Raw genomic sequence first — 24,481 nt, forward strand, 5'->3', positions numbered from 1 at the left:
GTATGAGAGCGCCCGCCTCACCGCGTTCCACGTCCGTACGACCGGCGGTCCGCGCCGCCCTTCCGGCCCGTACGGCAGGATGTCCCCCATGCCGAGCCCACAGCAGACGCCAGCGAACACGAGCGTCCCCCACGACCGGCGGCCCGTCGTGTGCCCCACCCGCGAGGACGAGGTCGCCGCCGCGGGCAGCGAGGTGATCGGCGGCCCCGTAGGCCGCCGCGCCCGGCTCGGCATCGACGTGCTCACGCCCGTACGGGTCGTCGCGCTGGTCGCCATCGGCGTGTTCGCCCTCGGCATGGTGCAGAAACTGCCCTGCTACAACTGGGCCTGGTTCCGCGGTGCCGCGTCCCAGTACACCCACGCCTGCTACTCGGACATCCCGCACCTGTTCGTGGCGCGCGGCTTCTCCGACGGGCTCATCCCGTACTTCGACCGGATCCCCGGCGACATGCAGTACCTGGAGTACCCGGTGCTCACCGGCCTGTTCATGCAGGTCGCGGCGTGGCTGACGCCCGGCTTCGGGGACCTTCAGCAGCGGGAGCAGATGTACTGGATGGTCAACGCGGGCATGCTGCTCGTCTGCACCGCGGTCATCGCAGTCTGCGTCGCGCGGACCCACCGGAGGCGGCCGTGGGACGCCCTGCTGGTCGCCCTCGCACCGGCCTTCGCGCTGACCGCGACCATCAACTGGGACCTGCTCGCCATTGCCCTGACCGCCGCGGCGATGCTGATGTGGAGCCGGGGCCGCGCCCTGGCGTTCGGTGTGCTGCTGGGCCTCGCCACGGCCGCGAAGCTCTACCCGTTCCTGCTGCTCGGACCGCTGCTGGTGCTGTGCTGGCGGGCCGGGAAGTGGCGGGAGTTCGCCGTGGCCCTGCTGGGCACCGCGGGCGCGTGGCTGGTGGTGAACCTGCCCGTCATGGTGCTCGCCCCGGAGGGCTGGAAGCGGTTCTACGTCTTCAGCCAGGAGCGCAGCGTGGACTTCGGCTCCTTCTGGCTGATCCTCAGCCAGCGCTTCGGCCTCGACGTGCGGATCGAGACGGTCAACACGGCCGCGAGCGTCCTGATGCTCCTGGCGTGCGCCGGGATCGCCGCGCTGGCGCTGGCAGCGCCGCGCCGCCCGCGCTTCGCGCAGCTGGCGTTCCTCGTCGTGGCGGCGTTCATCCTGACCAACAAGGTCTACTCGCCGCAGTACGTGCTGTGGCTGATCCCGCTCGCGGCGCTAGCCCGGCCGCGCTGGCGGAGCTTCCTCGTGTGGCAGGCCTGCGAGGTGGCGTACTTCCTCGGCATCTGGATGTACCTCGTCTACGTCACCACCGAGCACAAGCAGGGCCTGCCACAGGACGGCTACCACCTGGCGATCGCCCTGCACCTGGCGGGGACGCTGTACCTGTGCGCCATGGTCGTGCGGGACGTCCTGCGCCCGGGGCGGGACAGCGTACGGCTCGACGGCTCGGACGACCCGTCCGGCGGCGTCCTCGACGGCGCGGAGGACGTCTTCACGGTCGGCCGGGCGGCACGGGCGGGACGGGAGGCACGGGTGGAGCAGCGGGGCGGGCCCGCGGGGGCGGCGACGGCGGCGCGGCGGGCGGAAGGCGCCGTATAGCGGGCGGCGCCCGCCAGGGCGGGACACAGATGGGCCCCGCGTCGCCACGGCGATGCGGAGCCCACGGTTCCGTACGGGCTGGTCCTAGCGGTCCACGAGCCGGTCGTACTGCGTCGTCGTGTGCCGCAGGTGGGCGACCAGCTCGTCGCCGACCTGCGGCTCCTGCGCGTCCGCCGGGACGAACAGGATCGACACCTGCATGTGCGGCGGCTCCGCGAACCAGCGCTGCTTGCCCGCCCACACGAACGGGGACAGGTTCCGGTTGACCGTGGCCAGACCGGCGCGGGCCACGCCCTTCGCGCGCGGCATCACGCCGTGCATGGCCTTCGGGGCCTCCAGGCCCACCCCGTGCGACGTGCCGCCGGCGACGACGACCAGCCAGCCGTCGGACGCCGCCCGCTGCTGCCGGTAGCCGAACCGGTCGCCCTTGGAGACGCGGGTGACGTCCAGGACAGCGCCCCGGTACTCCGTCGCCTCGTGGTCTCCCAGCCACAGCCGCGTACCGATGCGCGCGCGGAACCGGGTCTGCGGGAACTGCTGCTGAAGGCGCGCCAGCTCCTCCGCCCGCATGTGGCTGACAAACATCGTGTGCAGCGGCAGCCGGGCGGCCCGCAGCCGGTCCATCCAGCCGATGACCTCCTCGACGGCGTCCGAGCCGTCCGTGCGGTCCAGCGGCAGGTGCAGGGCGAAGCCCTCCAGGCGCACGTCCTCGATCGCGGCGTGCAGCTGCGCCAGCTCGTGCTCGCCGATGCCGTGCCGCTTCATCGAGCTCATGCACTCGATGACCACGCGCGCGCCGACCAGGGCGTGCACCCCGTCGACGGACGACACGGAGCGGATCACCCGGTCCGGCAGCGGCACCGGCTCCTCACCCCGCCGGAACGGCGTCAGCACCAGCAGGTCGCCACCGAACCAGTCCTTCATCCGGGCCGCCTCGTACGTGGTGCCGACCGCGAGCATGTCGGCGCCGAAGCGGTTCACCTCTTCCGCGAGGCGCTCGTGGCCGAAACCGTAGCCATTGCCCTTGCAGACGGGGATGATCCCGGGGAACTGGTCGATCACGGACTTCTGATGCGCCCGCCAACGAGCGGTGTCGACGTACAGGGTGAGCGCCATGGCCGGTCCGGACCCTTTCTCTGGCTGTGGGTGTCGGGATGGGTGAGATGTGCGAGACGTGTACGAGCGTACGGAACCGCCGCCGGGTCAGCGCCGCGACATGTAGATGTCCAGCGCCTTGTGCAGCAGCTTGTTGAGCGGGAAGTCCCACTCGCCGATGTACTCGACGGCCTCGCCGCCCGTGCCCACCTTGAACTGGATCAGGCCGAAGAGGTGGTCGCTCTCGTCGAGCGAGTCCGAGATGCCGCGCAGGTCGTACACGGTCGCGCCCATGGCGTAGGCGTCGCGCAGCATGCGCCATTGCATGGCGTTCGACGGGCGGACCTCACGGCCGATGTTGTCCGACGCGCCGTACGAGTACCAGACGTGCCCGCCGACCACGAGCATCGTCGCTGCGGACAGGTTCACGCCGTTGTGCCGCGCGAAGTAGAGGCGCATCCGGTTGGGGTCCTCGTTGTTGAGGACGGTCCACATGCGCTGGAAGTACGACAGCGGGCGCGGCCGGAAACGGTCCCGGACGGCCGTGATCTCGTACAGCCGCTGCCACTCGGCCAGGTCCTCGTAGCCGCCCTGGACGACCTCGACACCGGCCTTCTCGGCCTTCTTGATGTTCCGCCGCCACAGCTGGTTGAAGCCCTTGAGGACGTCGTCCAGGGAGCGGTTGGCCAGCGGGACCTGGAAGACGTAGCGGGGCTGCACGTCGCCGAAGCCGGCGCCGCCGTCCTCACCCTGCTGCCAGCCCATCTTGCGCAGCCGGTCCGACACCTCGAAGGCGCGCGGCTCGATGTGCGTCGCCTCGATGTCGCGCAGGCGCTTCACCTCGGGGTCCTGGATGCCGGACTTGATGGCCGGCGCGTCCCAGCGGCGGATCACGACCGGGGGGCCCATCTTGACCGAGAACGCGCCCTGGTTCTTCAGGTGCTGGAGCATCGGCTGGAGCCAGTCGTCCAGGTTCGGCGCGTACCAGTTGATCACCGGGCCCTCGGGCAGGTAGGCCAGGTACCGCTTGATCTTCGGCAGCTGGCGGTACAGCACCAGGCCGACGCCCACGAGCTGGTTGTTCCGGTCGAACCAGCCCAGGTTCTCCGAGCGCCACTCGGTCTTGACGTCGGCCCACGCCGGAACCTGGCAGTGACTCGCCGCCGGAAGGCTCTGGATGTACGCCAGATGCTGCTCTCGGCTGATGGTCCTCAGGGTCAGGCTCATGCGGGGCGCTCCTCGGCAGGTATGTCCCCCATCGGTACAGGGGTTCCAGCTCTCGCGCCGAAGCCTACTGGCACGGGGGAGCGCCCCGGCTGGGCCTGGGGCCTGTCTTCCGGGTCTTTCGGCTGATCCGGACGACAGGCCCCACCGGCAGGGCTAGCCGATCACACCGCCGAACAGACCGCCACGGGCCATTCCGAGGAAGAAGCCGACCGCCGAGGCGCCGAGACCGATGATCAGGAACGTCCTCTCCCGGGTGGTCACGGAGACGAACTGGCCGTAGGCGCCCGTGATGATGCCGATGAGCCCGGCCCACGAGGCGACCAGGTGGAGGCTGTGGAACTGCGCCGTGACGAAGGCGAGCACACCCAGGGCCAGGGTCACGGCCATCAGGGTGTCCTGGAGCGGATGGGGCTTGCCGTCCGTGGCGAAGAGGGAAGAGGAGCGATGACGCTGGAATGCCTGAGCCATGAGGCACCTCCTGGCTTGCCGGAGGGCGGCGCACTGCAGCGCCGCCCGGACCCGATGTGTCCAGATTGCGCCCCCTGACCACCGGATTTCAACCGGAAGCCGCTGTGCGGGTACTCTGGACGGTCTGCACCGGTGTCTTCCCATGCCCGGAAACGCGCCAGTCCTGGTTCGCGCCAGTCCCTGGTCCGTCGTCCGCGGCCGTTGTCAGTGGGCACGACTACCGTTGCGTACGCATCACGACCCTCCTGCCACGGAACGACCGTGGCCGCTGAGTCCAAAGGAGGTGGGTTCCACATGCGTCACTACGAGGTGATGGTCATCCTCGACCCCGATCTCGAGGAGCGCGCTGTCTCCCCGCTGATCGAGAACTTCCTCTCCGTCGTCCGTGAGGGCAACGGAAAGGTCGAGAAGGTCGACACCTGGGGCCGTCGTCGTCTCGCTTACGAGATCAAGAAGAAGCCCGAGGGCATCTACTCGGTCATCGACCTGCAGGCCGAGCCTGCGGTCGTCAAGGAGCTCGACCGCCAGATGAACCTGAACGAGTCGGTCCTCCGGACCAAGGTCCTCCGCCCCGAGACCCGCTGAGCTTTCCGCTCACTGGTCATCGGGTCCGAGTAGCAGCAGCAAGCAGCCAGAAGCAAACCCGCCGAGAGGTTCCCCATGGCAGGCGAGACCGTCATCACGGTCGTCGGCAATCTTGTCGACGACCCCGAGCTGCGCTTCACCCCTTCCGGTGCGGCGGTCGCGAAGTTCCGTGTCGCGTCCACCCCCCGCACCTTCGATCGTCAGACGAATGAGTGGAAGGACGGCGAGAGCCTGTTCCTGACCTGCTCGGTCTGGCGCCAGGCGGCGGAGAACGTCGCCGAGTCGCTCCAGCGGGGCATGCGCGTCATCGTGCAGGGCCGGCTGAAGCAGCGGTCCTACGAGGACCGCGAGGGCGTCAAGCGCACGGTCTTCGAGCTGGACGTCGAGGAAGTCGGTCCGAGCCTCAAGAACGCCACGGCCAAGGTCACCAAGACCGCCGGCCGCGGTGGTCAGGGTGGCTACGGCGGCGGCCAGGGCGGCCAGGGCGGCCAGGGTGGCCAGGGCGGCTGGGGCGGTGCCCCGGGCGGCCAGCAGGGTGGCGGCGGCGCTCCCGCCGAGGACCCCTGGGCCTCCAGCGCGCCGGCCGGCGGCCAGCAGGGCGGCGGCCAGGGCGGCTGGGGCGGCAGCTCCGGCGGCGGCTACTCGGACGAGCCCCCCTTCTAGGGCCGGGTTCGTACCCCACTTCTTGATCACACAGGAGAAACACCATGGCGAAGCCGCCTGTGCGCAAGCCTAAGAAGAAGGTCTGCGCGTTCTGCAAGGACAAGACCGCGTACGTGGACTACAAGGACACGAACATGCTGCGGAAGTTCATTTCCGACCGCGGCAAGATCCGTGCCCGTCGCGTGACCGGCAACTGCACGCAGCACCAGCGTGACGTCGCCACGGCCGTCAAGAACAGCCGTGAGATGGCGCTGCTGCCCTACACGTCCACCGCGCGATAAGGAAGGGTGACCTACTAATGAAGATCATCCTTACCCACGAGGTCACCGGCCTCGGTGCGGCCGGCGACGTCGTCGACGTCAAGGACGGCTACGCTCGCAACTACCTGGTCCCGCGCGGTTTCGCGATCCGCTGGACCAAGGGTGGCGAGAAGGACGTGGCGCAGATCCGCCGCGCCCGCAAGATCCACGAGATCGCCACGATCGAGCAGGCCAACCAGATCAAGGCCCAGCTCGAGTCCGTCAAGGTGCGCCTGGCCGTTCGCTCCGGCGACGCCGGCCGTCTCTTCGGTTCCGTCACCCCGGCTGACATCGCCTCGGCGATCAAGTCCGCCGGTGGCCCGGACGTGGACAAGCGCCGTGTCGAGCTCGGTGCGCCGATCAAGACCCTGGGCTCGCACCAGGTGTCCGTGCGTCTGCACCCCGAGGTCGCCGCGAACCTCGGTGTCGAGGTCGTCGCTGCCTGAGCACTGCCTTCGCAGAGCTGAGCGCTGAAGGGCCGCACCCACTCGGGTGCGGCCCTTCGTCATGTTTCACGTGAAACGCGCCTCCGTCACGTTTTACGTGAAACGCATCCTGGCTCGCGCGAAGCGGCGCATGTGGTTGTGGGGTCCTTTGGGTGCTCTACGCCGAGACGGTTGGTTCCACGCGAAACCCCGCGGAGGCACGGTCAGCGGGTGGCCCCGGTGACCAGCCAGCGGCCGGAGCGCATCCGCAGCCAGAGCGTCACCATGCGCGTGGTCATCATCAGGGTCATCGCCCACCACAGGGCCGTGAGCCCGCCCCCGAGTGCGGGCACGAGCAGGGCGACCGGGGCGAACACCGCCAGCGTGACCACCATCGCGCCCGCCAGATAGGGGCCGTCGCCCGCGCCCATCAGGACGCCGTCCAGGACGAACACCACTCCGGCGATCGGCTGGGAGAGCGCCACGACCAGAAGCGCGGCGAGGAGGGTGTCCCGCACGGCGTGGTCGTCCGTGAAGAGCGGGATGAAGAGGGGCCGTGCGGCGACGACCAGGACGCCCAGGACGACACCGGAGGCGATGCCCCACTGCACCATGCGGCGGCAGACCGCACGGGCACCGTCCGTGTCGCCCGCGCCCAGATAGCGGCCGATGATGGCCTGGCCCGCGATGGCGATGGCGTCGAGTGCGAAGGCCATCAGGCTCCACAGCGACAGGATGATCTGGTGGGCGGCCACCGGCACGTCACCCAGCCGGGCGGCGATGGCGGTCGCGATCATCAGCACGGCGCGCAGGGAGAGCGTGCGGATGAGGAGGGGGACACCGGCCTGGGCGCTGGCCCGGATACCGGCCGCGTCGGGGCGGAGCGAGGCCCCGTGGCGGCGGGCGCCGCGGACGACCACGACGAGGTACGCGAGCGCCATGCCGCACTGGGCGATGACGGTGCCCCAGGCGGATCCGGCGATCCCGAGGCCGGCGCCGTAGACCAGTGCCACGCTGAGGGCGGCGTTCGCGCTGAACCCGGCCACCGCGACGTACAGGGGCGTCCTGGTGTCTTGGAGGCCGCGGAGGACTCCGGTGGCGGCGAGCACGATGAGCATGGCCGGTATGCCGAGGCTGGAGATCCTCAGGTACGTGGCGGCGTGCGGCGCGGCGGTGCCGGACGCCCCGAACGCCTCGACCACCCAGGGGGCGGTCGGCAGGGTGACCGCGACGACGGCCAGGCCGAGGAGGAGGGCGAGCCAGATGCCGTCCATGCCCTGGCGGATGGCGGCGGGGAGATCTCCCGCGCCGACGCGCCGCGCGACGGCCGCGGTCGTGGCGTAGGCGAGGAAGACGAAGACGCTGACCGCTGTGGACAGCAGGGCCGCGGCGACTCCCAGGCCGGCCAGCTGGGGGGTGCCGAGATGGCCGACGACCGCGCTGTCCACGAGCACGAAGAGGGGCTCGGCGACGAGAGCGCCGAACGCCGGGACGGCGAGGGTGAGGATCTCGCGGTCATGGGAGCGGCGAGTGTTCGCGGGTGCCGGGTCAGCCTGGGTCATGGGCTCAATCTAATCGTCCACAGGTAAGAGACGCAATCGCGGATCAGTCCTTACTCGATGATGCTCCGGCGGACGGGGCCTGCGCTGTTTGTGCGGATCTTGGGTCTGTGTGGAAACTTTTTCTCCCCCACAGCCCGTGGACGGAAAAGGTGCAGGTCAGGGGGGCTCTGTGGGCGGTGCTATGAGTTTGTCCACACGGCTGTCCCCCGGTCCGTGCACAGGTTCCGGCAGGTTCTCCACAGCATCGGGGCGTTCACCCACAGGCCCTGTGGATAACCAGATTGGCTGATGCTGCCCGCGGGCCTACCGTGGTCCGGCGCCCGACGTGCCGCGAGGTGAAGTTGGTGCCTCTTGATTGTCAGAGCCGTGGCGTAGAAATGTGACACGGCAAGGTCCGCGGTGCGGACGGGAGGAGGTGGGCCGGTGACCATTCCGGAGCCCTTGGACGACCCCTGGACCGACAGTGGCCCGAGCGACCGCTTGCCCGTCTCACGCCAGCGCGGTGCCGAAGCCCCTGTGGGCAGCCGGGGCGGCCGCGGCCGGGGACGCGAGGACCAGCACGAGCGGGGCAGCGAGAGCGGCCCCTGGGACAGCGGCGCCGGCGGCTTCGAGCGCGTACCCCCGCAGGACCTCGACGCCGAGCAGTCCGTGCTCGGCGGCATGCTGCTGTCCAAGGACGCCATCGCGGACGTCGTGGAGATCCTCAAGGGCCACGACTTCTACCGTCCGGCCCACGAGACGATCTACACGGCCATCCTGGACCTCTACGCCAAGGGCGAGCCGGCCGACCCCATCACCGTGGGCGCCGAACTCACCAAGCGCGGCGAGATCACCCGGGTGGGCGGCGCGTCGTACCTCCACACCCTGGTGCAGTCCGTACCGACGGCGGCCAACGCCTCGTACTACGCGGAGATCGTCCACGAGCGCGCCGTGCTGCGCCGTCTCGTGGAGGCCGGCACCAAGATCACGCAGATGGGGTACGCGGCCGACGGCGACGTGGACGAGATCGTCAACCAGGCCCAGGCCGAGATCTACGCCGTCACGGAGCAGCGCACCAGCGAGGACTACCTCCCGCTGAGCGACATCATGGAGGGCGCCCTCGACGAGATCGAGGCGATCGGCTCCCGCAGCGGCGAGATGACCGGTGTCCCCACCGGCTTCACCGACTTCGACTCCCTCACCAACGGCCTCCACCCCGGCCAGATGATCGTCATCGCGGCCCGTCCCGCCATGGGCAAGTCCACCCTGGCGCTGGACTTCGCCCGCGCCTGCTCGATCAAGCACAACCTGCCGAGCGTCATCTTCTCCCTGGAAATGGGCCGCAACGAGATCGCGATGCGTCTGCTGTCCGCCGAGGCGCGGGTGGCGCTGCACCACATGCGGTCCGGGACGATGACCGACGAGGACTGGACGCGGTTGGCCCGGCGCATGCCGGACGTCTCCCAGGCCCCGCTGTACATCGACGACTCGCCGAACCTGTCGATGATGGAGATCCGCGCCAAGTGCCGCCGCCTGAAGCAGCGGAACAACCTCAAGCTCGTCGTCATCGACTACCTCCAGCTGATGCAGTCCGGCGGCTCCCGCCGCGCCGAGAGCCGCCAGCAGGAGGTCTCGGACATGTCCCGTAACCTCAAGCTCCTCGCGAAGGAGCTGGAGATCCCGGTCATCGCCCTGTCGCAGCTGAACCGAGGCCCCGAGCAGCGCACGGACAAGAAGCCCATGGTGTCCGACCTGCGAGAGTCCGGCTCGATCGAGCAGGACGCGGACATGGTGATCCTGCTGCACCGCGAGGACGCGTACGAGAAGGAGTCCCCGCGCGCCGGCGAGGCGGACCTCATCGTGGCCAAGCACCGAAACGGCCCCACGGCCACCATCACGGTCGCCTTCCAGGGCCACTACTCCCGCTTCGTCGACATGGCCCAGACCTGATCGGTGAAAAGCTGTTCGCCGCAGACCTGATCGGGAGGCGGATGGTGTCGTGATCTCGCAGGCCGTGTCGTACCGATGTCGTATACGACATCACCGGACCACCCGCTGACGAAACGCCCAGTCGCGGTCGCCGGGCGTCGGCTCGGTTCGCCAACGAGCCCGTACGACGCCGTCGTTGTCGGGCATGACAGCAGTGCACAGAGCCACACGCTCACCCGCGTATACCGACAGGAGCGCGGCGGCATGAGCCCGGGACAGCCGGGCGGTCAGTTCGGGGAACTCCGCCTCGTCGGCGATGGCGCTGCGAATGTCGCCGTCGTCGTCTTGCCACACGCCTTCGATGAGGCCCTCAGCGGGCAGGGCTCTCAGGACGGCCTCGATGTCGGTGGACAGGGACGGCCAGACGGCGAGACGGGCACGGGGAGCCAGTCCCACGCGAACGGCATCGAGGGTGTGGCTCGTGAGACGGTGCCATCGTGAGGCACCTTCGAGATACGTCTCCTCCAGCATTCCTGCACGGCCGGTGGCGACTGCCCTGTGCAGGTCGGCCCAGAAGCCGTCATCGCCGGGCCGCTGGATGACCTCATCCTCCTCCTCGGCCTCGAAGGCGTACGGGGAGGCGTCCAGGCGTTCTGGGAACAGTCCGAGCTCCCGGCTGCGGGCCAACGCTTCCTCGCAGGGGCGGCTGCTGCTGATGTAGAGGTACTGGTCCCATCCCACATGGACCGCGAACGCGCCTTCCGCTTCCAGTCGGCACCAGGCGCCGTAGTCGCGCAACATGGCCCGCACCAACTCCAGCCCGGTTTCCAGCGGCACTTCGGTCCCGTCGTGAAAACCGGTGGGGCCGGCAGGAAGGAGCCCATCCAACCCGAAGCCGTGCACAGCAGGCTCCAGACCGGAGTGCGCGAAGGACGGGATCTGTGGTTCCCGTACGGCCAGGTGATCGACTCCGGTGCCCTCGGCGAAGGCAGCGACCGCCTGAAGATACGACGCCTCGACCCTGCCGTGATCGCTGACCGTGTCCTCGCTGCCGGTGTAGTGCCCGTGTTGATCCTGGTCGGCGGGTCGTACTTGGCGACGCGGTAGACGTAGGGAAGCCGCACGGGGTCATCATCCAGCATGCTCGTGTCGCCCCACGAGGAGATACCGCGGGAGGTGCGACAGAGAGGTGGCAGCTTCCTGACGCGGATCAGGATGTGCCGGTCAGGGACCCTCCGATGAGGAACGCGCGTGCCTGCGCGCGATCGGCCTGCGACTGGCTCCCGACGCCGAGGTCTCCCCGTCGGTGTCGGTCGAGGACCTGCCGCAACGCGTTCAAGGGCCCTACGGCCGCGACCGGTGCCATGTGTGTACGTCGAGATCTGCGGCCAGGCCCCTACTGGACGCAGGGCCCGTTTCGGTGGACCAGGACAATGTCCTGGCCGGGCGGCGCAATCGGCGCATGGGTGGATCCTCTGTGGACCTGGGCTTCGTCACCGCGCCGTCCGGCACGCTTGTGCTGGGGATGGCGGGTCAGATGGACCAGTGGCGGGTGCTGGGGCGGCCATTGTCCGAGCGTGCCAGGGAGGCTGCGGCGCTCGGCGGAGGACATCTGCGTGACTGGTTGTGCGAAGCAGTCGCGGTACCCGCGGCGAAGGACCAGCGCCTGTCTGTACGTGCCCGCACGTCCCCTTCACCGTTCGACGGGAAGCCGACGATCGCGACCCTGGAGGTCCAGCTCGGTCTTCCCTGGGTGGGGACCAGGCAGCCCGAGACGCCGATCCAGCTCGGCGATCTGCCCGTCGACCGGACCGGCATGGTTGTCGGTGACGCCTCGGGGCTCGACGCGTGGACGGGGCTGAGCAGCGAGTTGGCTGAGACCGTGCCCGCCGACTTCTCCCGTTCGAGCCGAGCCGGGCGGGACCATCTGCTGCTCCGCTTCGGAGCGATCCAGGTCGGCGGCTGCCCTGTGCTGGGGATGCACTGGTGCCAGGGGGACCACTCGATGAGGCACCGAGGGGAGCGGGCCGCCGGCCGTGTCTATCCGGTGACGATCGAAGCGGATGCGGTGGATAGGACGGTGCCGCGCTGGACCATTCCGCGCTACAGCGCCGATCACGGAGGGCGAGGGCGGTGAGCGGCGGGAAATCCGTTGCCGAGGGCGTGGGGGGTCGCTCAGGATGCGGGGATGTTGACGCTTTGCGGGCGCCCGGCTTCGGTGGGGTGGGCGGTTGGGGTTGAGGGCGGGTGATCGGGGCGCTGGTCGCCGGGGCGGTTGCCGGGTTGGGGATCGCCGTGCCGGTGGGGGCTGTGGGGGCGTACCTCGTGGCGGTGACGGCTCGGACGTCCTGGCGGGTCGGTGCCTGTGCGGCGCTCGGCGTGGCGACCGCTGACGGGCTGTACGCGCTGGTCGCCATGGCCGGGGGCTCGGTCCTCGTACCGCTGCTGGAGCCCGTCATGGTGCCGCTGCGCTGGGTTTCGGCTCTGGTGCTCGTCGCGCTGGCGGTGAAGGGGGCCGTGACCGCGGTCGGGCGGTACCGGGCGCGGCAGGGGGCCGTGGCTGACGGGGACCGTCGGGCGCTCGGGCCTGGGCGGGCGTATCTGGTGTTCCTGGGGATCACGTTGCTGAACCCCATGACCGTGGTGTACTTCGCCGCCCTGGTGATCGGTGGCGGTTCCGCCGGGCAGTTCGGTGCGCTGGAGCGGGCGCTGTTCGTCGCCGCCGCGTTCGTCGCGTCCGCCGGTTGGCAGCTGTTTCTCGCCGGGGGCGGGGCGCTGCTCGGGCGGGGGTTGACCAGCGCCTGGGGGAGGCTGGTCACCGCGCTGGTGTCCAGCGCCCTCATCACCGGCCTCGCGGTTCACCTGCTCGTGACCGCCTGACCGCCCGACCCGTGCGTCAGGTGCAGGCCGCGATGGTCGCCGCGGTCACCGCCGCCATCGTCGCCTGCATGTCGCGGATCGCTCTGCGCACGCTGTCGGCCGTCCACTCCCCCTCCGCGATCGCCGCCATGCGCGGCTCGACCTCCCTGCGGGGAACGTCGGGGAAGGCGATGCCGTGCAGCCGGGCGCCGTGCAGGAGCGCGATCAGCCCCGACGTGCGGTCGTCGGGGCGGGCGCCCTGCACGACGACCCGGGCCAGCCGCTCGCGGAGCTCGCGTTCCACGCTGCCGTCGGCCTCCGGGTAGCGCCGGACCGGGAAGAGCCCCAGCGCGCGGTGCTTCTCCTCGACGATCAGTCCGCGTTCGCAGAGGCGGCGCACCGTCGCCCGTACGGCGGTCGGCTGGTCCTTCACCAGCCAGTCGGTGACCTTCGCCGAGCGGCGGCGCTGGACCCACTCGCCGAGGCGGTGCAGCCGGTCGTCGAGCAGCCCGTCGCCCGTCGGCGAGGCATCGGTGACACTCACCCTGCCGGACATGACCCGGACCCGGTCCCGTACGACCAGCTCCAGCAGGGTGCCGCCCGCCACGGCCCAGCCCGCAGAGGCGCGGTCCTTCGCGACGCCGGACTCGTCGTCCAGCGACAGCAGCATGACTTCCTCGCCCAGCGTCACGGACACGTGCGGCTCCCCTCGGTCAACCGGTCACTGACGATGACGTCGGGCGACGTCCAAGGGTTCCCTGCCGTGCGGTACACCTGGGCCCATGACCTCATCTTCCGTGTCACTCCTGCCCACCACGGAGCGCGCGCTGCTCCACCGGATCGCCGTCGGCCAGGCGGAGGGCCGCGCACCCTCGCTCGTCGGGGCGGTCGCCCGGAGCGGCCGGCTCGTGTGGGCGGGCGCGCGAGGCGACGTCCCCGTCGCCGCCGACACGCAGTACCGGATCGGTTCGATCACCAAGACCTTCACCGCCGTCCTGGTGATGCGGCTGCGGGACGAGGGCCTGCTGGACCTGGACGAGCCTTTGGAGAAGCGTCTGCCGGACACTGGTGTGGGAGCCGCGACGATCGCCCAACTCCTTTGTCACACCGGCGGCCTGGCGGCCGAGTCGCCCGGTCCGTGGTGGGAGCGGACCCCCGGTGTGCTGCGTCCCGGCTTGGCCGATGTGCTCGGGGAGAAGCCGCTCGCGCATGTGCCGGGGCGCCGGTTCCACTACTCCAACACCGGCTACACGCTGCTCGGTTCGCTGGTCTCGGCGGTGCGGGGCGTCCCCTGGGAGGAGGCGCTGCGCACCGAGATCCTGGAGCCGCTGGGCATGGGCCGGACGACGTACCAGCCGGTGGCGCCGTACGCCGAGGGCTGGGCGGTGCACCCCTGGGCGGATGTGCTGCTGCCCGAGCCGACCGAGGACCTGGGGCTGATGGCCCCGGCCGGTCAGCTGTGGTCCACCGCCGGGGACCTCTGCCGGTTCGCCTCGTTCCTCTCGGTGGGTGACGACCGGGTGCTCTCAGCGGAGTCCGTACGGGAGATGCGTACACCCGCCGCTCCGCCGATGGCGGGGGACTGGGACGGTGACTACGGGCTCGGCGTACGGGTGTTGCGGCAGGACGGCCGCACGCTGGTCGGCCACTCCGGTTCGCTGCCCGGTTTCGTCGCCGCCTTGTGGTTCAGCACCGACGACGACGTTGCCGCCGTCGTCCTGGCCAACGCGACGTCCGGTCCGGAGCCCTGGGCGGTCGCCGCCGACCTCGTACGGATCGTCGCGGAGGCCGAGCCACCGCTGCCCGAGCCGTGGCGGCCCCTTCCGGAGGCCGACACCGCCCTGCTCGCGTTGACCGGCCCCTGGTACTGGGGGACGTACGCGTACGGGCTGAAGGTGCTCCCGGACGGCCATCTGGAACTGCAACCGCTGCGCGGCTTCGGGCGCGGGTCCCGGTTCCGGCCGCTCCCGGACGGCACCTGGCTCGGGCTCGACGGCTACTACGACGGAGAGCCGCTCCGCGTGGTCCGCCACCAGGATGGCTCGGTGAGCCATCTGGATCTGGGCTCGTTCGTGTTCACACGCGAGCCGTACGAGCCGGGTGGCGCCGTGCCGGGCGGTGTGGACGAGGGCGGCTGGCGGGGCGGCAGCAGCTGACGTTTCACGTGAAACATCGCTCAGAGCGCCAGCTTGAAGCCCACGTGTGAGGCGGTGAAGCCGAGACGCTCGTAGAAGCGGTGGGCGTCCGTGCGGGTCACGTCCGACGTGAGCTGGACCAGTACGCAGTCCTGACGGCGGGACTCCTCGATGGCCCATTCGAACAGGCGGGTGCCGAGTCCGCTGCCCCGTGCGTCGGCGTGGATCCGTACCGCCTCGATGAGGGCGCGGGTGGCGCCCTGCCGGGACAGGCCCGGTATCACGGTCAGGTGGAGCGTGCCGATGACCTGGCCCTCTCGGACGGCCACGACCAGGTGTTGGTTGGGGTCCTCCGCCACTCGCTCGAAGGCCGCGAGGTAGGGGGAGAGGTCATCGGGCGTCTCCCGCTCGGCGCCGAGCGGGTCGTCGGCGAGCATGGCCACGATGACGGGGATGTCGGCCGCTGTCGCGCGCCGGATCTCAAGATCACTCATGGGCCGGACAGTACCCCGGTGCCCATGGTTCCACGAGGGGAGGCGCAAGGCGAAGACCGTGGCCGCCGCGGTGACGAGCTTCAGCCAGGACTTGGTCCACACCCAGTAGTGGCGGGCCAGCCCCCAAGGGGTCCGAGGGACAGCCCCAGCCGGCTGACGGACACGGCGACATGCGCGACGAGGAGGGCCCGGCGAACGGGACGCTTGAGTGGTTTCACGTGAAACACGGTCCCGCCCGGGCCCCGCCGTGCGCGTCCGACAGGGGAAGCAACCGGGGCTACTCGCGTCGGTGTACGGGCCCCCCGGGCCTGTCAGCCGAGGTCGGGGGCGTGCATGGCGCGGACGCCTTCGATGTTGCCGTCCAGGTAGTGCCGCAGCGACAGGGGGACGAGGTGCACAACGGCGATGCCCACCCGGCTGAACGGAACGCGCACGACCTCGTACTCGCCGACCGGCTCCTCCACCTCGGGGCCGTGCCGTCGGCTCAGGTCCATGGACTCCAGGCGGCAGACGAAGAAGTGCTGCACCTTCACTCCGGAGACGCCGCCGTCCTCGATGTGCTCGACCGTGTCGACGAAGCAGGGCACCACGTCCGTGATCTTCGCGCCGAGCTCCTCGTGGATTTCACGGTGCAGGGCGTCCACGACCGTCGCGTCAGTCGGCTCCACGCCTCCGCCCGGCGTCAGCCAGTAGGGGTCCATCCCGGGCTTCGTTCGTTTGATCAGGATGAGGTCGTCGCCGTCGAGGAGGATGGCCCGTGCGGTGCGCTTGACCACTGGACGTTCGGTCATGGCATGAAAATGGCCCGTGGCGTTCCGCTTGAAACGCCTGCGGGCCCGCGACCCCCTACGGTCACCACTCGACCGCTGCCCGTAACAGCGTCTCGTGCGCCCGGGTGATGTGGGTCAGGGAGAGTGTGCCCGCGCGTACCACCAGGAAGTACGTGCGCAGGGGAGGCACCGGCGGCTCCAGCAGTGCGACGAGGCGGCCGCTCGCCAGCGCCTCCTCGCACAGGTAGCGCGGGAGGACGGCGAGGCCGACTCCCGAGGCCGCGCTCTCCAGGACGGCACGCAGATCGGGGACGACGACCGTGGCGGACGCGGCAGGCTTGGACTCGAAGACGGCCGACCAGTACCGCGTCACGAACGGCAGCGACTCGTGAACCTCGATCACCGGGAGCCCGTCCAGGACCACCGAGCCCCCGCTCGGCAGACCGTCCGGGGCCAGCCGGGCGGCCCAGCGCGGTGCGGCGACCAGCACATGCTCCTCGTCGCACAGCGGCGTCGCCGTCAGCAGCCCGCCGCGCGGCCGGGCCGTGGACAGGACCAGGTCGTGGCGCCCGGCGGCCAGTCCGTCGAGGCTCTCCTCGGCGGCGGCGAACAGCGATGTCCGCACCGACAGGCCCTCCGCCACGAGGGGCGCCAGCGCCGGTAACGCGCGCAGTGAGACCAGCTCGGGCGGCCCGGCGAGGTGGAGGGTGCGGCCCACGACGCGGCCGTTCAGTCCGGTCTCGGTGATCTCGACGAGGGCGTCCAGGTGCGGGGCGGCCCGGTGGGCGAGTTCGTCGCCGACCGTCGTGGGCGTGACCCCACGGGCCTGACGCAGGAACAGCGGCCGTCCGAGCTGCCGCTCCAGCGTGCGGATCTGGCTGGTCACAGCAGGCTGGGAGAGGCCGAGAAGGGCCGCGGCGCGGGTGAAGGAGCCGGCTCGGTGCACCGTGAGGAAGGTCCGCAGCAGGCCCAGATCCATGCCCCTCCCTTCCTGGTCGGCACCTCCCCCAGAGCCGTACAACTATAAATATGTCGATAGGTCGCTGTCGCTAGCGTGATTGGACACTGACGTACAGTCAACTAGCCTGGTTCAGACCGGGTTCGGGCACACAAGCAGGACGGTCCGAGCCACGAGGGGGGAGGCTCGGACCGTCCGTTCCGCACAGCCGCTCCGGCGCGCCCCGGCCTGTCAGCCGTGGCCGGCCGCCACGTCCAGGGCTCGCAGCACGTCCTCGACCAGGTCGTCGGGGTCCTCCGCGCCGACCGAGAAGCGGATGAAGCCCGGCGGCACGGCGTCGCCACCCCACCGGCCGCGCCGCTCCGCCGTGGACCGGACGCCGCCGAAGCTGGTCGCGTCGTCCACCAGCCGCAGCGCCTCCAGGAACCGCTCGGCCCGCTTCTGATCCTTCAGGACGAACGACACGACCGTCCCGAAGCGGCGCATCTGCCCGGCCGCCACCGTGTGCGACGGGTCGCCCGGGAGCCCCGGGTACCTCAGGCCCGTCACGTCGTCGCGGGTGGCCAGCGCCTCGGCGAGGGCCAGCGCGTTGGCGCACTGCCGCTCGGTCCGCAGCTGGAGCGTGGCCAGCGAACGGTGGGCGAGCCACGCCTCCATGGGGCCCGGGATCGCCCCGACGATCTTCCGCCACCGCCGCACCCCGGCGATCAGCCCCGCGTCACGGCAGGCGACATGGCCGAGCAGGATGTCGCCGTGCCCGGTCATGCCCTTGGTGTCGCTGGCCACCGAGAAGTCCGCCCCCAGCGCCAGGGGCCGCTGCCCCAGGGGGGTGGCGAGGGTGTTGTCCACGGCGACCAGGGCTCCGGCGGCACGGGCGGCGGCCGCCATCCGCCGGATGTCGCACACGTCGAGGGCGGGGTTCGACGGGGTCTCCAGCCACAGCAGCTTCGCCCCGTCGAGCACGGCCAGCTGGGCGTCTCCGCCGGTCGGCGCGGTGCGGACCTCGATCCCGTACGCCTCCAGCTGCTCGCGTACGAGCGGCAGGGCCTGGTAGCCGTCCGACGGGAGGACCACCGCGTCCCCGGCCCTGAGCTGTGAGAACAGCACGGAGGAGATCGCGGCCATGCCGGAGGCGAAGACCACGCTCTCCACCGTGCTGTCGCCGGGTGCCTCCAGCTCCGCGACGGCCCGTTCCAGCAGCGTCCACGTCGGGTTCTCGTCGCGCCCGTACGTGTACGGACCGACGGGCTCGCCCGGCAGGTGGAAGTGCGCGGCGAACACCGGCCCGGGCAGCGTCGGCTCGTACGGGCGGGGCTCCGGCAGACCGGCGCGCACGGCCCGGGTGCCGTCCCCGTGGCCGCGGGTGCCGTCCCCGCGGTCGTGGGCCGCCTCCATCAGTCCCGCCCGTCCGGGAGGATGACGTTGAGCGCCCAGGAGACGACCGAGATGATCAGGCCGCCCAGCACGGCGGTCCAGAAGCCCTCGACATGGAAGCTGAGCTCCAGCTTCTCGGCGAGCCAGGAGGTCAGCAGCAGCATCAGGGCGTTCACGATCAGCGTGAACAGGCCCAGCGTGAGGATGAAAAGCGGCAGCGTGAGCAGCTTCACCAGCGGCTTGACGAGGAAGTTGACCACGCCGAAGACGAGGGCGACGAGGATCAGCGTCAGAGCCTTGCGGCCGGTGCTCTCGCCGGTGAGCGTGATGTCCTGGAGCAGCCAGATGGCCACGGCCAGGGCTCCCGCGTTCGCGAGCGTCTTGACTACGAAATTCATCATGTGTCTGATCGTGGCAGACATGATCGGACAGAGGCAGGGGCGAACGGGCGATGAAGGCATTCCGACTGGACGAGCTGGAGGCGGAGCGCGTCGCCAACGACGGCGCGTACCTGCAGTTCCTGCGTGAGCGCAACATGTCCGTGGGGCTGTACGCGCTCGACGCCGGACAGCTCGACCCGCAGCAGCCGCACAGGGAGGACGAGGTCTACTTCGTCGTCAGCGGCCGTGGCGCGATCACGGTCGGGACGGAGACGACGACGGTGGGGCGCGGCAGCGTCGTGTACGTGCCGGCGGGAGTGCCGCACAAGTTCCACCACATCACCGAGGACCTGCGGGTCATGGTGGTGTTCTCTCCGCCCGAGAGCTGACGCGGTCGCACGGCTTCCCTAGGGGACGGTTCAGGGAAGAGCAAGGGACGCGGGGCCCCCGCCGGACCCCTCCGCCCGCCTAGCATCGAAGACGTTCACCGTTGCGACGCAGAGAGACGAGGCAGGGCGATGGCGGTAAAGGAACTTCTCACGGGGCTGCCGTGGTGGGTGAAGTGGGTGGCGATACCGGTGATCGCGGTCGCCGTCTTCGGCGGCATGATCGCAAGCGCTGTCTTCTTCGTGGTCAACGTGCTGTTCAAGGTGCTGGTGTTCGTCGCCCTCGTCGCCGGACTCCTGTACGTCGTACGGAAGTTCAAGGGATCGTCGTCGTCCGCCGACGGCCGCTGGTGAGCCCGGTCGGCCGTTAGCCCGGCTGGGGGAACGGCCCCGGCGGAACCCGCCCCCGAACGGAGTCTGCCATTAGAGTGGCAGAGCTTCCGCAGCCCTTGCATGCAGGGGCTGATGAACGCCTTACCAGCGGTTTGTACGACTGTTGCGACTGTATGCCGCGTGATGTGCCAGCACGCGGAGGCGTACGGCGGTGCCAGCGGCGATCGCTCGTGGGCAACATGCCCTGGGGGTGACCTTCGGTCATGGCTTCGACTACCACTGCCCCAACCCTGATCGGCTCGGTGCAGCGGGCGCTCAGGCTGCTGGAGGCCGTCGGGTCCCACGAGGGCGGGGCCCCCGCCAAGCAGCTCGCACGCGAGACCGGGCTTCCGCTGCCCACGGCCTATCACCTGCTGCGAACGCTCACTCACGAGGGCTATCTGGTGCGCGACAAAGGGCTGTTCACCCTGGGGGAGGCCGCTCGGCGACTGGCTGCGGCGGGCTCGTTGCAGAATCGTCGCAGCAAGATCGAGGATTCCCTGGCGCACTGGCGGGACACCATCGGCGTCCCCGTCTGCTTCGCCGTCTACCGGGACGGTGAGATCGAGCTCGTCGCCGTCTCCGACCACCCTGCCACGACCGCCGCCCCCGCCCTCGACGACTGGGCCGAGCGTGGGCAGGCGGGGGACGAAATGGCCATTTCCGTACCCCTGATGAGGGATGAACGCGCACTCCCCGAGGTGGAGAGACTGCGCAGTGAGATCGGTGAGCTCCTACGGTTACTCGCCGTCTCTATCAGTATCTGAAAACTCACTCCTTGTGATCTGCTAGCGCGTGCAGGACCATTACGTCAAGAGGGCCAGGAGGTATCAATCCTGGCCAGTTTTGTCGTGGCTACTGATTTCAGAACTGCATCGAGACATTCATCTACAGCGGGGTACATGATGCGCGAGTCGGTTCAGGCCGAGGTCCTGATGAGCTTCATCGTCTCGGAGGAGCTCTCCTTCAGGATTCCGGTCGAGCTCGGGTACGAGACCAGGGACCCCTTCGCGGTCCGGATGACGTTCCACCTGCCCGGGGACGCGCCGGTGACCTGGACGTTCGGGCGGGAGCTGCTCGTCGACGGGATCAACAGCGCCACCGGTGACGGTGATGTGAGGATCGAACCGACCGAGGCCGAGGAGCTCTCCGATGTCCACATCCGGCTTCGCGTCGGCGCTGATCAGGCCCTGTTCCGCGCGAGTGCGCCGCCTCTCGTCGCCTTCCTCGACCGTACCGACAAGCTGGTGCCCCTGGGGCAGGAGTGCTCGCTCGGAGACTTCGACGAGGGGCTGGACGAGGTCCTCGGCCGCATCCTCGCCGACGAGAGCACCGGCTGAGGCGGCGTCGGCGCCGCCGTGGAACGGGGCAGGCCCGGCTCCCTGAGAGGGTGCCGGGCCTGTTCGCGTGAGGCGGCCGTCGACAGGTTCCTCCGGCCGGTCGCCGTCCGGCGCTACTTCTTGCGGCGCCGCCCCCGCCCCGTACGCACCGGGGTCGTGGCCGCCGTGGACCCCGAGGGCCGGTCCGCCGAGACGACCAGCGCGGCCAGGCCCGTCGTCACCGGCACCGACGCCACCAGACCGATCGAGCCGACCAGCGTACGGACGATCTCCTGCGCGACCAGCTCGCTGTTGGCCACCGTTCCCACGCTGCTCTGCGCGATGGAGAACAGCAGCAGCAGCGGCAGCGCGGCGCCCGCGTAGGCGAGCACCAGGGTGTTCACCACCGAGGCGATGTGGTCGCGTCCGATCCGGATGCCCGCCCGGTACAGCGCGCGCGGCCCCATCGTGGGGTCCGCCTGGTGCAGCTCCCAGACCGCCGACGTCTGGGTGACCGTCACATCGTCCAGCACACCCAGGGAACCGATGATCACACCCGCCAGCAGCAGGCCGGACATGTCGATGTTCGGGTACAGCCCGTGGATCAGGCCTGTGTAGTCGTCGGTGTTGCCGCTCAGCATGGCCCAGCCGATGAACAGCGAGCCGAGCAGACCGATGATCAGCAGCGAGATGAGCGTGCCGAGCACCGCCACGGAGGTGCGGGCGCTGAGCCCATGACTCAGGTACAGCGCGATGAGCATGATCGCGCTCGATCCCACCACGGCCACGATCAGCGGATTGGACCCCTGGAGGATCGCCGGGAGGATGAAGAACGTCAGGAAGACGAAGCTGGTCCCCAGCGCGATCAGAGCCATCACACCGCGCAGCCGTCCCACGGCGACCACCGCCAAGGCGAAGATCACCGACAGCAGCAGCAGCGGGAACTTCCGGTTGACGTCCGTCACCGAGTACTGGAGGTCCTCCGGCGCGTCGGGCGCGTACGCCACCACCACGCCCTGGCCCTGCTTCAACTGGCGGGGGGCGTCGGGCTGGACGATCTCGGTGAACTTCCGGCCCTTGTCCTGGCCGCTGGTCACCTCGATGGTTGCGCGCTTGCAGTCCCCTTGCTGGGCGTTGACCGCCTCGCGCCCCTGCGGAGTGCTGGTGTCACCGGTCGGCGGGACCTGGGCGGCGTTCACGTCCTTGCAGTCCACCTGTTCGACGCGCACCACCTCGCCCGACTCGGTCTGCCGGTCGAAGCCGACACCGGTGCGCTCGTGCGCCGGGGCACCGCCCGGCCACAGCACGGCGAGGCCGACGAACACCGCAGTGGCGAAGGGGATCAGCACTGCGGCGATGACCTTGCGCAGATGCTTGGAGACGGGCGCTGCCGGCCCATGGGCATGTGCGTGGACGTGCGCGAGCGCTTCGGGGTCCGGGTGGTGCCCAGGACCGTGCTCGGGGCCGTGTCCCGACCCGTTTTCCGGGTGCTGATGCGAGGAAGTCACCGACCGATCATCGCAAGAACGACAGGGGCCCTCTGTTCAGCGTGGCCGGAAGGACGCTAGCGTGGTGGCACCTTTGCACAACGCGGGAGCTCGGAGCACCGGGCTGAGAGGGCGCTGACCTCCGTATCCGCGATGTTTCACGTGGAACATCGCCGACGGAAGCCGCTGCGCCGACCGCCGAACCTGTTACCGGGTAATGCCGGCGTAGGGAGTAGGTCAGGATGACCGTTCAGGACGCACGCACGCCTGCCTCCAGCACCGAGGAGAGCGGGAAGTCCATCGGCTGGCACAAGGGGTATGTCGAGGGTTCGCGCCCCGACATCCGTGTGCCGGTCCGCAAGGTGCACCTCACCAACGGCAAGGACGTCACCCTCTACGACACGTCCGGTCCGTACACCGATCCGAACGTCGAGACCGACGTACGCCGCGGACTCCCGGCCCTCCGGGAGAACTGGATCATCGCGCGCGGCGACACCGAGGAGTACGCGGGCCGCCCCGTCCGTCCCGAGGACGACGGCATCAAGCACACGTCGCCGCGCGGCGGCCTGCGCAACCTCGACGCCGTCTTCCCCGGCCGTCCCCGCCAGCCCAGGCGGGGGCGCGACGGGCAGGCCGTGACGCAGCTCGCGTACGCCCGGAGGGGCGAGATCACGCCGGAGATGGAATACGTCGCGGTCCGCGAGAACGTCTCCCCCGAGGTCGTACGCGAGGAGATCGCGGCGGGCCGGGCCGTGCTGCCCGCCAACGTCAACCACCCGGAGATCGAGCCGATGATCATCGGCAAGCGGTTCCTGGTGAAGGTCAACGCGAACATCGGCAACTCCGCGGTCACGTCCTCCATCGAGGAGGAGGTGGAGAAGATGACCTGGGCGACCCGATGGGGCGCCGACACGGTCATGGACCTCTCCACGGGCCGCAACATCCACACGACCCGCGAGTGGGTGCTGCGCAACTCCCCCGTGCCGATCGGCACCGTGCCGCTCTACCAGGCGCTGGAGAAGGTGGACGGCAAGGCCGAGGAGCTGACCTGGGAGATCTACAAGGACACCGTCATCGAGCAGGCCGAGCAGGGTGTGGACTACATGACCGTCCACGCCGGTGTGCTGCTCCGGTACGTGCCGCTGACGGCCCGTCGCAAGACGGGCATCGTCTCGCGCGGCGGCTCGATCATGGCCGCGTGGTGCCTGGCGCACCACAAGGAGTCGTTCCTGTACGAGAACTTCGAGGAGCTCTGCGAGATCCTCGCCGCGTACGACGTGACGTTCTCGCTCGGTGACGGTCTGCGGCCCGGCTCGATCGCCGACGCCAACGACGAGGCGCAGTTCGCGGAGCTGCGCACACTCGGTGAGCTCAACCGGATCGCCAAGGCCCACCACGTCCAGACCATGATCGAGGGTCCGGGCCATGTCCCGATGCACAAGATCAAGGAGAACATCGACCTCCAGCAGGAGATCTGTGAGGAGGCGCCGTTCTACACGCTCGGCCCGCTCACCACGGACATCGCCCCGGCGTACGACCACATCACCTCCGGCATCGGCGCGGCGATGATCGCCTGGTGGGGCACCGCGATGCTCTGCTACGTGACGCCCAAGGAGCACCTGGGGCTGCCGAACCGCGACGACGTGAAGACCGGCGTCATCACGTACAAGATCGCGGCGCACGCGGCGGACCTCGCCAAGGGGCACCCGGGTGCGCAGGAGTGGGACGACGCGCTGTCGGACGCGCGGTTCGAGTTCCGCTGGGAAGACCAGTTCAACCTGGCTCTCGACCCGGACACGGCGCGGGAGTTCCATGACGAGACGCTGCCCGCGGAGCCCGCGAAGACCGCGCACTTCTGCTCGATGTGCGGGCCGAAGTTCTGCTCGATGAAGATCTCGCAGGACATTCGGCGCGAGCACGGCGGCGATCTCAAGCAGGACGAGATCGAGGCGGGGATGGCGGAGAAGTCCAAGGAGTTCGCCGCCTCGGGCAACCGGGTCTACCTGCCGCTGGCGGACTGACGCGGGGCCTTTCGGGCGCTGTTCCGGGAGAAAGCTTCCCGGAACAGCGCCCCCGGGCCCTCGGAGCCGATAAGGCCGGAGCACGGGGTAG

Annotated in this window: 26 protein-coding genes and 1 pseudogene; 14 read left to right on the forward strand and 13 right to left on the reverse strand. The window is 69.9% G+C overall.

The genetic code is table 11. From position 1 onward, the window contains the following. Nucleotides 1-88 precede the first annotated feature (88 nt). Nucleotides 89-1,603, forward strand: a complete 1,515-nt coding sequence (locus tag J116_RS14065; RefSeq protein WP_028964039.1) for a glycosyltransferase family 87 protein — start codon at nt 89-91, stop codon at nt 1,601-1,603. Nucleotides 1,604-1,687: 84 nt separating this feature from the next. Here the strand turns inward: J116_RS14065 and J116_RS14070 are convergent, their stop codons facing one another. From J116_RS14070 to J116_RS14080, 3 genes are all read right to left on the reverse strand, one after another. Then, entirely contained in the window at nt 1,688-2,719 is a 1,032-nt protein-coding gene (locus tag J116_RS14070; protein WP_023587707.1) for an alanine racemase, read from the reverse strand. 87 nt (nt 2,720-2,806) lie between these two features. After that, entirely contained in the window at nt 2,807-3,925 is a 1,119-nt protein-coding gene (locus tag J116_RS14075; RefSeq protein WP_023587708.1) for a lipid II:glycine glycyltransferase FemX, read from the reverse strand. 153 nt (nt 3,926-4,078) lie between these two features. Next, the gene (locus J116_RS14080) at nt 4,079-4,393 is read right to left on the reverse strand and encodes a hypothetical protein (RefSeq protein WP_023587709.1); all 315 of its coding nucleotides are present in this window, start codon (nt 4,391-4,393) and stop codon (nt 4,079-4,081) included. A 294-nt stretch (nt 4,394-4,687) separates the two neighbouring features. On the opposite strand from J116_RS14080, the gene rpsF reads away from it, so the two are divergent. From rpsF to rplI, 4 genes are all read left to right on the forward strand, one after another. Then, entirely contained in the window at nt 4,688-4,978 is a 291-nt protein-coding gene (rpsF, locus tag J116_RS14085) for a 30S ribosomal protein S6 (protein ID WP_023587710.1), read from the forward strand. A 75-nt stretch (nt 4,979-5,053) separates the two neighbouring features. Next, complete coding sequence (locus tag J116_RS14090) at nt 5,054-5,641, forward strand: single-stranded DNA-binding protein (RefSeq protein ID WP_023587711.1); 588 nt, start codon at nt 5,054-5,056, stop codon at nt 5,639-5,641. A gap of 44 nt (nt 5,642-5,685) precedes the next feature. Beyond that, nucleotides 5,686-5,922, forward strand: a complete 237-nt coding sequence (gene rpsR, locus J116_RS14095; protein ID WP_005315025.1) for a 30S ribosomal protein S18 — start codon at nt 5,686-5,688, stop codon at nt 5,920-5,922. 17 nt (nt 5,923-5,939) lie between these two features. Further along, the gene (rplI, locus tag J116_RS14100) at nt 5,940-6,386 is read left to right on the forward strand and encodes a 50S ribosomal protein L9 (RefSeq protein ID WP_023587712.1); all 447 of its coding nucleotides are present in this window, start codon (nt 5,940-5,942) and stop codon (nt 6,384-6,386) included. Between the two features lie 203 nt (nt 6,387-6,589). On the opposite strand, the gene J116_RS14105 is transcribed toward rplI, so the two are convergent. After that, entirely contained in the window at nt 6,590-7,927 is a 1,338-nt protein-coding gene (locus J116_RS14105) for an MATE family efflux transporter (RefSeq protein WP_023587713.1), read from the reverse strand. A 423-nt stretch (nt 7,928-8,350) separates the two neighbouring features. Between J116_RS14105 and dnaB the strand changes: the two genes are divergently transcribed. Continuing rightward, nucleotides 8,351-9,856: a replicative DNA helicase gene (gene dnaB, locus J116_RS14110; RefSeq protein WP_023587714.1), complete on the forward strand. Its 1,506-nt coding sequence runs from the start codon at nt 8,351-8,353 to the stop codon at nt 9,854-9,856. A 90-nt stretch (nt 9,857-9,946) separates the two neighbouring features. Here dnaB and J116_RS14115 read toward each other — a convergent pair whose 3' ends face one another. Beyond that, entirely contained in the window at nt 9,947-10,738 is a 792-nt protein-coding gene (locus J116_RS14115; RefSeq protein ID WP_235617346.1) for an RNA-binding protein, read from the reverse strand. Between the two features lie 517 nt (nt 10,739-11,255). Here J116_RS14115 and J116_RS28570 point away from each other — a divergent pair. Further along, the gene (locus tag J116_RS28570; RefSeq protein ID WP_235617347.1) at nt 11,256-11,972 is read left to right on the forward strand and encodes a hypothetical protein; all 717 of its coding nucleotides are present in this window, start codon (nt 11,256-11,258) and stop codon (nt 11,970-11,972) included. A gap of 110 nt (nt 11,973-12,082) precedes the next feature. Then, on the forward strand, nt 12,083-12,715 hold the full coding sequence (locus tag J116_RS14125) for a LysE family transporter (RefSeq protein WP_023587716.1): 633 nt from the start codon (nt 12,083-12,085) through the stop codon (nt 12,713-12,715). A 16-nt stretch (nt 12,716-12,731) separates the two neighbouring features. Here J116_RS14125 and J116_RS14130 read toward each other — a convergent pair whose 3' ends face one another. After that, the gene (locus J116_RS14130) at nt 12,732-13,391 is read right to left on the reverse strand and encodes a GOLPH3/VPS74 family protein (protein ID WP_023587717.1); all 660 of its coding nucleotides are present in this window, start codon (nt 13,389-13,391) and stop codon (nt 12,732-12,734) included. 85 nt (nt 13,392-13,476) lie between these two features. Here J116_RS14130 and J116_RS14135 point away from each other — a divergent pair, with 85 nt between their 5' ends. Next, nucleotides 13,477-14,850, forward strand: coding sequence for a serine hydrolase domain-containing protein (locus tag J116_RS14135; protein ID WP_028964041.1), 1,374 nt, complete (start codon nt 13,477-13,479; stop codon nt 14,848-14,850). Nucleotides 14,851-14,870: 20 nt separating this feature from the next. Here the strand turns inward: J116_RS14135 and J116_RS14140 are convergent, their stop codons facing one another. From J116_RS14140 to J116_RS14160, 6 genes and pseudogenes are all read right to left on the reverse strand, one after another. Beyond that, on the reverse strand, nt 14,871-15,323 hold the full coding sequence (locus tag J116_RS14140; RefSeq protein ID WP_028964042.1) for a GNAT family N-acetyltransferase: 453 nt from the start codon (nt 15,321-15,323) through the stop codon (nt 14,871-14,873). 42 nt (nt 15,324-15,365) lie between these two features. Then, nucleotides 15,366-15,541: pseudogene (locus tag J116_RS30910) on the reverse strand (DUF2269 domain-containing protein); the annotation flags it as partial. A 93-nt stretch (nt 15,542-15,634) separates the two neighbouring features. After that, complete coding sequence (locus tag J116_RS14145; RefSeq protein ID WP_023587720.1) at nt 15,635-16,114, reverse strand: NUDIX domain-containing protein; 480 nt, start codon at nt 16,112-16,114, stop codon at nt 15,635-15,637. A 61-nt stretch (nt 16,115-16,175) separates the two neighbouring features. Further along, nucleotides 16,176-17,072, reverse strand: a complete 897-nt coding sequence (locus tag J116_RS14150) for a LysR family transcriptional regulator (protein WP_023587721.1) — start codon at nt 17,070-17,072, stop codon at nt 16,176-16,178. Nucleotides 17,073-17,282: 210 nt separating this feature from the next. Then, nucleotides 17,283-18,446 (reverse strand): cystathionine gamma-lyase, encoded by a 1,164-nt coding sequence (locus J116_RS14155; RefSeq protein ID WP_023587722.1) that lies wholly within the window; start codon nt 18,444-18,446, stop codon nt 17,283-17,285. Next, complete coding sequence (locus tag J116_RS14160) at nt 18,446-18,826, reverse strand: phage holin family protein (RefSeq protein WP_023587723.1); 381 nt, start codon at nt 18,824-18,826, stop codon at nt 18,446-18,448. The genes J116_RS14155 and J116_RS14160 overlap by 1 nt, the downstream gene beginning before the upstream one ends. Before the next feature lie 50 nt (nt 18,827-18,876). Between J116_RS14160 and J116_RS14165 the strand changes: the two genes are divergently transcribed. The 4 genes from J116_RS14165 to J116_RS14180 all read left to right on the forward strand — a co-directional run bounded on the left by J116_RS14165 (nt 18,877) and on the right by J116_RS14180 (nt 20,903). Next, nucleotides 18,877-19,194, forward strand: coding sequence for a cupin domain-containing protein (locus J116_RS14165; protein ID WP_023587724.1), 318 nt, complete (start codon nt 18,877-18,879; stop codon nt 19,192-19,194). Between the two features lie 129 nt (nt 19,195-19,323). Continuing rightward, the gene (locus tag J116_RS14170; RefSeq protein ID WP_023587725.1) at nt 19,324-19,545 is read left to right on the forward strand and encodes a DUF5326 family protein; all 222 of its coding nucleotides are present in this window, start codon (nt 19,324-19,326) and stop codon (nt 19,543-19,545) included. Between the two features lie 242 nt (nt 19,546-19,787). After that, nucleotides 19,788-20,330: a helix-turn-helix domain-containing protein gene (locus J116_RS14175; RefSeq protein ID WP_023587726.1), complete on the forward strand. Its 543-nt coding sequence runs from the start codon at nt 19,788-19,790 to the stop codon at nt 20,328-20,330. A 138-nt stretch (nt 20,331-20,468) separates the two neighbouring features. Then, a complete protein-coding gene (locus J116_RS14180; RefSeq protein WP_028964043.1) occupies nt 20,469-20,903 on the forward strand; it encodes an SsgA family sporulation/cell division regulator in 435 nt (144 codons plus the stop codon). A 113-nt stretch (nt 20,904-21,016) separates the two neighbouring features. Here the strand turns inward: J116_RS14180 and J116_RS14185 are convergent, their stop codons facing one another. After that, nucleotides 21,017-22,390 carry a YibE/F family protein gene (locus J116_RS14185; RefSeq protein WP_028964044.1) on the reverse strand — a complete coding sequence of 458 codons (1,374 nt, stop codon included), beginning with the start codon at nt 22,388-22,390 and terminating at the stop codon, nt 21,017-21,019. Nucleotides 22,391-22,611: 221 nt separating this feature from the next. On the opposite strand from J116_RS14185, the gene thiC reads away from it, so the two are divergent. Continuing rightward, nucleotides 22,612-24,390, forward strand: coding sequence for a phosphomethylpyrimidine synthase ThiC (gene thiC, locus J116_RS14190; RefSeq protein ID WP_023587729.1), 1,779 nt, complete (start codon nt 22,612-22,614; stop codon nt 24,388-24,390). The last annotated feature ends 91 nt before the right edge of the window (nt 24,391-24,481 follow it).

The sequence above is a fragment of the Streptomyces thermolilacinus SPC6 genome (assembly GCF_000478605.2).
Lineage (GTDB): Bacteria > Actinomycetota > Actinomycetes > Streptomycetales > Streptomycetaceae > Streptomyces > Streptomyces thermolilacinus.